At 39.1% G+C, this 7,227-nt stretch carries 8 protein-coding genes (1 of these 8 only partly in view); 4 read left to right on the top strand and 4 right to left on the bottom strand.

Going from position 1 to position 7,227, the window contains the following annotated elements; translation table 11 throughout:
* On the top strand, window positions 1–1,421 hold the 3' portion of the coding sequence (locus L655_RS0119085; protein ID WP_024605974.1) for a M1 family metallopeptidase. Its footprint begins 1,081 nt before the window's first position; 1,421 of the gene's 2,502 nt are visible here — the last part of the coding sequence; the start codon falls outside the window, past its left edge; it ends in the stop codon at window positions 1,419–1,421.
* Window positions 1,422–1,498: 77 nt separating this feature from the next.
* Here L655_RS0119085 and L655_RS0119080 read toward each other — a convergent pair whose 3' ends face one another.
* Window positions 1,499–1,864 carry a hypothetical protein gene (locus tag L655_RS0119080; RefSeq protein ID WP_007376965.1) on the bottom strand — a complete coding sequence of 122 codons (366 nt, stop codon included), beginning with the start codon at window positions 1,862–1,864 and terminating at the stop codon, window positions 1,499–1,501.
* A gap of 75 nt (window positions 1,865–1,939) precedes the next feature.
* A complete protein-coding gene (locus L655_RS0119075; protein WP_024605973.1) occupies window positions 1,940–2,815 on the bottom strand; it encodes a hypothetical protein in 876 nt (291 codons plus the stop codon).
* 157 nt (window positions 2,816–2,972) lie between these two features.
* Here L655_RS0119075 and L655_RS0119070 point away from each other — a divergent pair, with 157 nt between their 5' ends.
* The 3 genes from L655_RS0119070 (at window position 2,973) to yjjG (ending at window position 5,169) form a co-directional block, all read left to right on the top strand.
* Entirely contained in the window at window positions 2,973–3,872 is a 900-nt protein-coding gene (locus tag L655_RS0119070) for a phosphoribulokinase (protein ID WP_002958002.1), read from the top strand.
* 63 nt (window positions 3,873–3,935) lie between these two features.
* Window positions 3,936–4,481, top strand: a complete 546-nt coding sequence (gene yjjX, locus L655_RS0119065; protein ID WP_100218333.1) for an inosine/xanthosine triphosphatase — start codon at window positions 3,936–3,938, stop codon at window positions 4,479–4,481.
* 13 nt (window positions 4,482–4,494) lie between these two features.
* Window positions 4,495–5,169 (top strand): pyrimidine 5'-nucleotidase, encoded by a 675-nt coding sequence (gene yjjG, locus L655_RS0119060; protein WP_002958000.1) that lies wholly within the window; start codon window positions 4,495–4,497, stop codon window positions 5,167–5,169.
* Window positions 5,170–5,250: 81 nt separating this feature from the next.
* On the opposite strand, the gene lpxC is transcribed toward yjjG, so the two are convergent.
* Complete coding sequence (gene lpxC / locus L655_RS0119055; RefSeq protein ID WP_002957999.1) at window positions 5,251–6,162, bottom strand: UDP-3-O-acyl-N-acetylglucosamine deacetylase; 912 nt, start codon at window positions 6,160–6,162, stop codon at window positions 5,251–5,253.
* 106 nt (window positions 6,163–6,268) lie between these two features.
* A partial coding sequence (gene ftsZ / locus L655_RS0119050) for a cell division protein FtsZ (RefSeq protein ID WP_024605972.1) occupies window positions 6,269–7,227 on the bottom strand: 959 nt, incomplete at its 5' end.

Raw genomic sequence — 7,227 nt, 5'->3', positions numbered from 1 at the left:
TGGACGGTTTAGGTCTTGCTTACAGTAAAGGCAGCTCAGTACTTGCTATGGTTGAAAACTGGATTGGCGAAGATGCATTTCAAAAAGGTATTCAAAGTTATTTAAAAGAGTTTTCATATAAAAATGCAGAAGCGGCCGACTTATGGGAAGCACTTGGTAAAGCATCAAATAAAGACGTAGCGAGTGTTTTAAAATCGTTTATTGAGCAATCTTCTTTCCCACTAGTTAAAGTAACTCAACAAGGTAGCAAAGTAACTATTTCACAAAGCCGCTTTGTAAACGCAGGCGTTGATGCGCCAGAGCAGCTATGGAATGTACCTGTTGCAATTAAATATGGTGCTGGCGATAAAGTAAAAACAGCAAACGTATTACTTAATAAACAAAGCCAAACACTAGATTTAGACTTTGAACCAGAGTGGATTTATCCTGACCAAGGTGCATTAGGCTACTACCGCTGGGTAATGGATGATGCACAATTTAGCGCACTTGTTAAAAAGGCGCCAAGCGTACTGAGTGACCGTGAACGCTTAGCGTTACTATCTGCTACTGATGCGCTACTTGATGCTGGTGTTATATCTGCTGCTAAGTTAATGCAAACACTTGAAGTGTTCGTAAGCGATAGCCACCCTCGCGTAGCAAATACCGCACTAGGTTACTTAGTGTCGCAACAGCGCACTTTTAAAGACGATAGCAATAAAGACCTATGGCCTGAATTTATTCGCGGTGCAGTAACGCCTGCTGCTAAAAAATATGGTTTAGAAGCAAAAGCGGGTGAAGATGGTGCTATTGCACAACTTCGTGCAGCCGTTGTATCACGCTTAGGTTTTGATGGTGAAGATCAAAACGTCATCAATAAAGCCAAAGAACAAACGCAGGTTTATTTAAATGATCCACAAAAGGTAGACCCATACTTAGCGGGTACGTACTTAACTCTTGCTGCTTTTCATGGTGACAAAGCGCTGCTTGATCAATTCATGACAACGTTTAAAACGACTAAAGATCCGCAAGTACGCACAAACATGCTTGCAGCTATGGGCTTTTTTGGTAAACCTGAGTTACAAAAAGCGGTATTAGCTTATAGCTTAACGGATGAAGTAACGGCATCTGACATGCGTACTATTTTGTCAGGTCAAAGTTACACAGATGAGCGCCAAGCGTTATTTATTGATTGGGTTTACAGTAACTACGATAAAGTAACAGCAAGCTTACCGCCTTTCTTTATTCCTAACTTGCCGTACTTTACAACTGCAAGCTGTGATGCAGAAAGCTTAGCGACAACAAAAACCTTCTTTAACGAAAAAGTAGCTGATGTAGCTGGTTACGCTCGTACATTAAGTAAGCTTGAAGAAAGCACAAACGATTGTATCGCGCTTAAAACACGTGAACTTGAATCGGTTAATAGCTTTTTAAAAAGTAAGTAATTATTAGGTTTATTGAGCTATAAAAATACAAAAGCCGCTGAATATAAATTCAGCGGCTTTTTACTTTTTATATAAAATTAGTTGCCAATAATCATAGTTAGCTTGGCTATAAAATCTTTGGCTGCTTGCTCAGAGTTTATTTTAAACGCAACACCGTAGTGAATAGGTTGAGCGCTTTTAAAAATGCGCGTAGGAAAGCGTGTCATCTCACTGCTATGGAAGTACCCTTGCGCACGTGTTACGCCATCTATATCATTAAAATCATCGCTAAATACTTCAAATGCAGGGCGAATTACTATTTTACCCTTGCCGCTTTCGCTGTGGGTATAAAATGCTTCTTTAGAGTTTACTAACATGTACTCTGCAATATTTTTAATCTTAAAATTACTTCTGCACTGTAATTTAATGAGCTGTTCTGTCAGCTCGTCTGCACTATAAGCCACGTGTAATCCCTATTAGTTAATTTGCGTATTAGATTAACGCATACACACAATAAAATCTGAATTTATTTGTCTGCTTTACTTTGTTATATCACATACAAAAGCGAGTTTTTCATTGTTGTAACTCATTCTTGTTATATTTGTTTCGCAGTAGGTGCTTAAATTAAGCCATTGCGATACTTCATCACTTCCATCAAGTTTACGCTGATAAACGCGGTTTTTAATAGCATAAGCAATGGTCGCATTATCCTTTAAAATAAAATCTTGAACTTGAGCCGGTAACCTTAATAAGTCTTCAACTTGTTTATCTTGTGGATTAAAACTCGCTAAAATGTGTTGCTCGTTTTTAGTGTAACTAAATAAAAATGCAGCCATTGAGTTGTTATAAATAAGCGTTCGGCCAATATTACTGGCAGCTATTTCCCCCTTCGCTTGTGCAACAGAAGTATATTGAAGAGTGTGAGGCTTTCCTAAAATAAACATCACTAAATCATTTTGGACACCCCATGCATGGTATCCAACAGGTTCAATCCAATCAAAAATACGACTTGGCGCATCTTCATTTTTGAGTGGGTAATGCCACAATTTTTGCTTACCGTCAGCTTCTACAACAATCGCTGATATCGCATCACCACTTGGCATAACCGTTGGCGAATATTCGCTTACAGGAGAGTTAGTTATATTGGTAACTTTTTTTGACGTGAAATCATAATAAGCAATATCAGTTTGGCTTTGCCCTTTATTAATTACTTCATGAGTAAAGTATAAACCTGTACTTGTTAAGTGCGGTTGGTTGTTATAACTATTTTTATCGCTCACTATACTAACTTGTACCCCGAAAGGTGTATTTAAATCAGCAAGTAATACTTGGCTTTTTGGCATGCTAGCCTGCACTACTATTGGGCTCAGCGCTGCTATAGAAAATAATCCAAGTAATGGTTTAATAAGTTTCATGCTTTCTCTCGTTTTAATTTTAAGCACCTCATGATAACGTTATTTGCTGATGGCGTCACTTGAGCTAAGTCAGTCAACTCTTAAGATACCCAAACGACTTAAAATAATGTTAAGTTTAGTCTGGTTATAAAACCTGGTCCTAAAAAAGAGAATTAACATGTCAGCTAAAAATCCTATTATTGCGATTACGGGTTCATCTGGTGCGGGTACAACCACCACAACGAATGCAATTAAACATATTTTCCGTAGCCTTAATATTCAAGCGGCTTTTGTCGAAGGAGATAGCTTTCATCGTTACACTCGCCCCGAAATGGATAAAAAAGTTCGAGAAGCACAACAAGAAGGTAAACATATTAGTTACTTTGGCCGAGAGGCCAATGACTTTGGCGCTTTAAAAACGTTGTTTGAAAACTATAGCGAAACAGGTCAAGGAAAGTTACGCCGCTACTTGCATACCTTTGATGAAGCCGTTCCGTATAATCAATTACCAGGTACATTTACACCTTGGCAAGATCTTGACCATAATACTGACATTTTGTTTTATGAAGGGTTACACGGTGGTGTAGTTGATCAAGACGTAGACGTTGCAAAGCATGTCGATTTATTAATTGGCATGGTTCCAATTATTAACCTTGAATGGATTCAAAAATTAATACGCGATACATCCGAACGAGGCCATTCTCGCGAAGCGGTTATGGGCTCTATTGTGCGCAGTATGGATGACTATATAAATCATATTACCCCGCAGTTTTCTCGTACCCATATTAATTTTCAACGCGTACCGACCGTTGATACATCAAACCCATTTAGCGCCAAAGATATTCCATCTCTTGATGAAAGCTTTGTAGTTATTCGCTTTAGGGGTATTGATGATGTTGATTTTCCTTATTATTTACGGATGATCGAAGGCAGTTTTATGTCTCGTATTAATACTCTTGTAGTACCAGGGGGCAAAATGGGCTTAGCTATGGAGCTGGTTCTTACTCCACTTATTAAAGATATTATTTTGAAAAAGCGTGCACTGGAAAACTTAGCACCTTTGGATATACCTATTTAACTCCTCTTCTAAGATTGAGCTCTCTCACGTACACTGCTGATTTTAGTAACAATAAGGGACATTGTGTTGTACTCATTAAAAATTATTGTGGGTTCTAAAAACCCTGTCAAAATTAACGCGGCTAAACATATTTTTGCAATGTATTTCCCTGAACATGAAATTGATTGCCAAGGTGTTGATGCTCCATCCAATGTGCCAGATCAACCTATTGGCGAAGAAGAAACACGTGTTGGCGCACAAAACCGTGTTAATTATTGCAAAGAGCATTACCAAGCTCACTACTACGTGGCAATGGAAGGCGGTGCAGAGCAATTTAGCTATGGTGCAGCAACCTTTGCTTACGTAGTTATTGATAATGCCTTAAATCAGGTTGTAGGGCGCAGCAGCAACCTCCCCTTGCCTCAAGTGCTTTATAACGCCTTACTTAATGGCGAAGAGCTTGGCGATGTAATGGACAAAGCATTTAATACCACCAACGTTAAACAAAAAGGGGGCGCTATTGGTCTACTTACCAACAATCATGCCACGCGCGAAAGCACCTATACACAAGCACTCACTTTAGCTATGGCGCCCTTTCTACACGTAGATCTCTACAGCCAAACAAATTAATTTAGGAAGTTTAATGAAATACAACTATGTATTGTTTGATGCAGACGAAACCTTATTTAGGTTTGATATTTTAGCGGGCATGACTCGCATGTTTAAAGCTTACAACGTAGATTTTAGCCAAGACGACTATATTCATTATCAAAAAACCAATAAGCAGCTGTGGGTTGATTATCAAAATGGCACTATTAGCGCAGATTACTTACAAGTAACACGCTTTAATGAGTGGGCTTCAAAGCTTAATGTGCCCGCAAAAGAGCTAAACGATGCTTTTTTAGATGCTATGGCGCAAATTTGCGAGCCATTACCAGGTGCTATTGAGCTTTTAAATAAACTTAAGCCAAATGCTCGATTGGGTATTATTACTAACGGATTTGCCCGCTTACAAACCGTACGCCTTGAGCATACTGGCTTAAAAGATATGTTTGAATGGTTAGTAATATCTGAACTTGTGGGTATAGCAAAACCAAATAAAGCGATTTTTGAGCACACATTTGAGCTAATGGGTAACCCTGATAAAAGCGAGATACTTATGGTGGGTGATACTGCTGCAAGCGACATACTTGGCGGCAACAATGCAGGTATTGATACTTGCTGGTTACAACACCCTGGTGAGCAATTAGCCGAAGGAATAAAGCCAACTTATACAGTAACTCATTTAAATCAGTTACAAGATCTTTTAGAGTTATAATAGAGTAAATTTTACGCAAAAAAAATGACGCTAATTAGCGTCATTTTTTATAACTGTTTGTGAGCTGTTCTTTTGCTGCTTTTAGGCTGGAGCTAACTCAAGACCGGGTGCAGGCATCGTCACAGGCGTTTCAAATGTTGCCCACTCCCATGCTGACTCTGTAGCCATAATTTTACGAAGTAATTTATTATTTAAATCATGACCCGATTTAAATGCAGTTACTTTACCTAAAAGATTATGACCTGTCATAAACATGTCACCAACACAGTCTAATATCTTGTGCTTAACAAACTCATCGCTATAACGTAAGCCATTAGGATTTAAAACTTTGAATTCATCAAGTACCACAGCACTATCCATGCTACCACCTAGCGCTAGGTTGTTTGCATGCATGTATTCAATATCTTTCATAAATCCAAAAGTACGCGCACGGCTAATTTCTTCAATAAAGCTTTGCGTTGTTATATCCAACCCAATACGTTGGCGACTTTCATTGATAGCTGGGTGGTTAAATGCAATCTCAAAGTCGATATGAAAACCATCATATGGTTCAACTTCAGCCCACTTGCCATCTTCTTCAATGCGTACTTTTTCTTTAATACGGATAAAGCGTTTAGCAACGTTTTGTTCTTCAATTCCGCCTTTTTGTAACAGATATATGAATGGTAATGCACTACCATCCATAATCGGCACTTCTGAGCTGTCCAATTCTACAATTAGATTATCAATGCCCATTGCAGCAACAGCTGCAATAAGATGCTCAGTAGTTGATAAGCGAACACCATCTTTGTTAATTAAACAGGTACACAACTGCGTATCACCAACGGCTTCAGGTGTTGTTTCAAAATCAACAACCGGATCAAGGTCGACACGACGAAATACAATCCCAGTATTTGCGCTCGCAGGTCGGAGAGTTATTGTGACCTTCTCACCTTTATGAAGTCCAATTCCTATGGCTTTGACTACTTGTGCAATCGTACGCTGTTTAATCATAGGTATGCTCACTTTTAAATCAGTTACAGTTAGACGGCGGAGTATAACATAAATCCTTTTGCCTTTCAATATTTGTACATATTTCAAACAAAAGTATTATTAAATGTTAATCTGCCTGCTTACGTAAAAAAGCGGGAATATCAAAATAATCACCACCTTCTGATTTATCTGCTTTTTTACTATTTTGCGCTGAAGAACTTGAACTACTTGAACTCGTTGAAGGCGCTTTTTCTTTGCTTTGCGCTTGCTCTTTAGTCGTATTTTCTTCAGCGTTTGTATCTTGGCTTGCAAAGCTTGGTACGTACATGCTGCTCGTTTGGTTTGATGTGCTTGCAACATCAGAACCTGATGCTTTTTTAAAGCCGTTATCAACAATACCAAACTGTGGACGACGATCGCCGCCTAAACCAGTTGCAACAACCGTTACACGTAGCTCATCAGTCATTTCTGGGTCGATTACCGCACCAACAACAACCGTTGCGTTTTCTGACGCAAGTGCTTTAACGTGATTACCAACAATTTCAAATTCTTCAATCGCAATGTCCATACCAGCGGTGATATTAACTAAGATACCTTTAGCACCTGTTAAATCAACGTCTTCTAGTAGTGGGCTTGAGATAGCTGCTTCTGCAGCTTCTTGTGCACGATCAGGACCTGACGCAGACGCCGTTCCCATCATTGCAGTACCCATTGCAGACATTACTGTTCTAACATCGGCGAAATCCACGTTAATTAAACCAGAACGTGTAATTAGCTCTGCTATACCTTGTACCGCACCAAATAATACGTCATTAGCTTTAGCGAAGGCATCTAGAAGTGTAGTCCCTTTCCCTAAAACTTTAAGCAATTTATTGTTAGGAATTGTAATAAGTGAATCTACAATTTCTGACAATTCGTTAATGCCTTGTTCAGCGGCTGCTGCACGTTTTTTACCTTCAAAATCAAAAGGACGTGTTACAACTGCAACGGTTAAAATACCGAGTTCTTTAGCAATTTTAGCAACTACTGGTGCTGCACCAGTACCTGTACCGCCGCCCATACCGGCTGCAATAAATACCATATCGG

The sequence above is a fragment of the Pseudoalteromonas sp. TAE79 genome (genome assembly GCF_000498015.1).
Lineage (GTDB): Bacteria > Pseudomonadota > Gammaproteobacteria > Enterobacterales > Alteromonadaceae > Pseudoalteromonas.
Note: the sequence above shows the minus strand (reverse complement) of the source record. Positions and strands in the feature narration are given on the sequence as shown.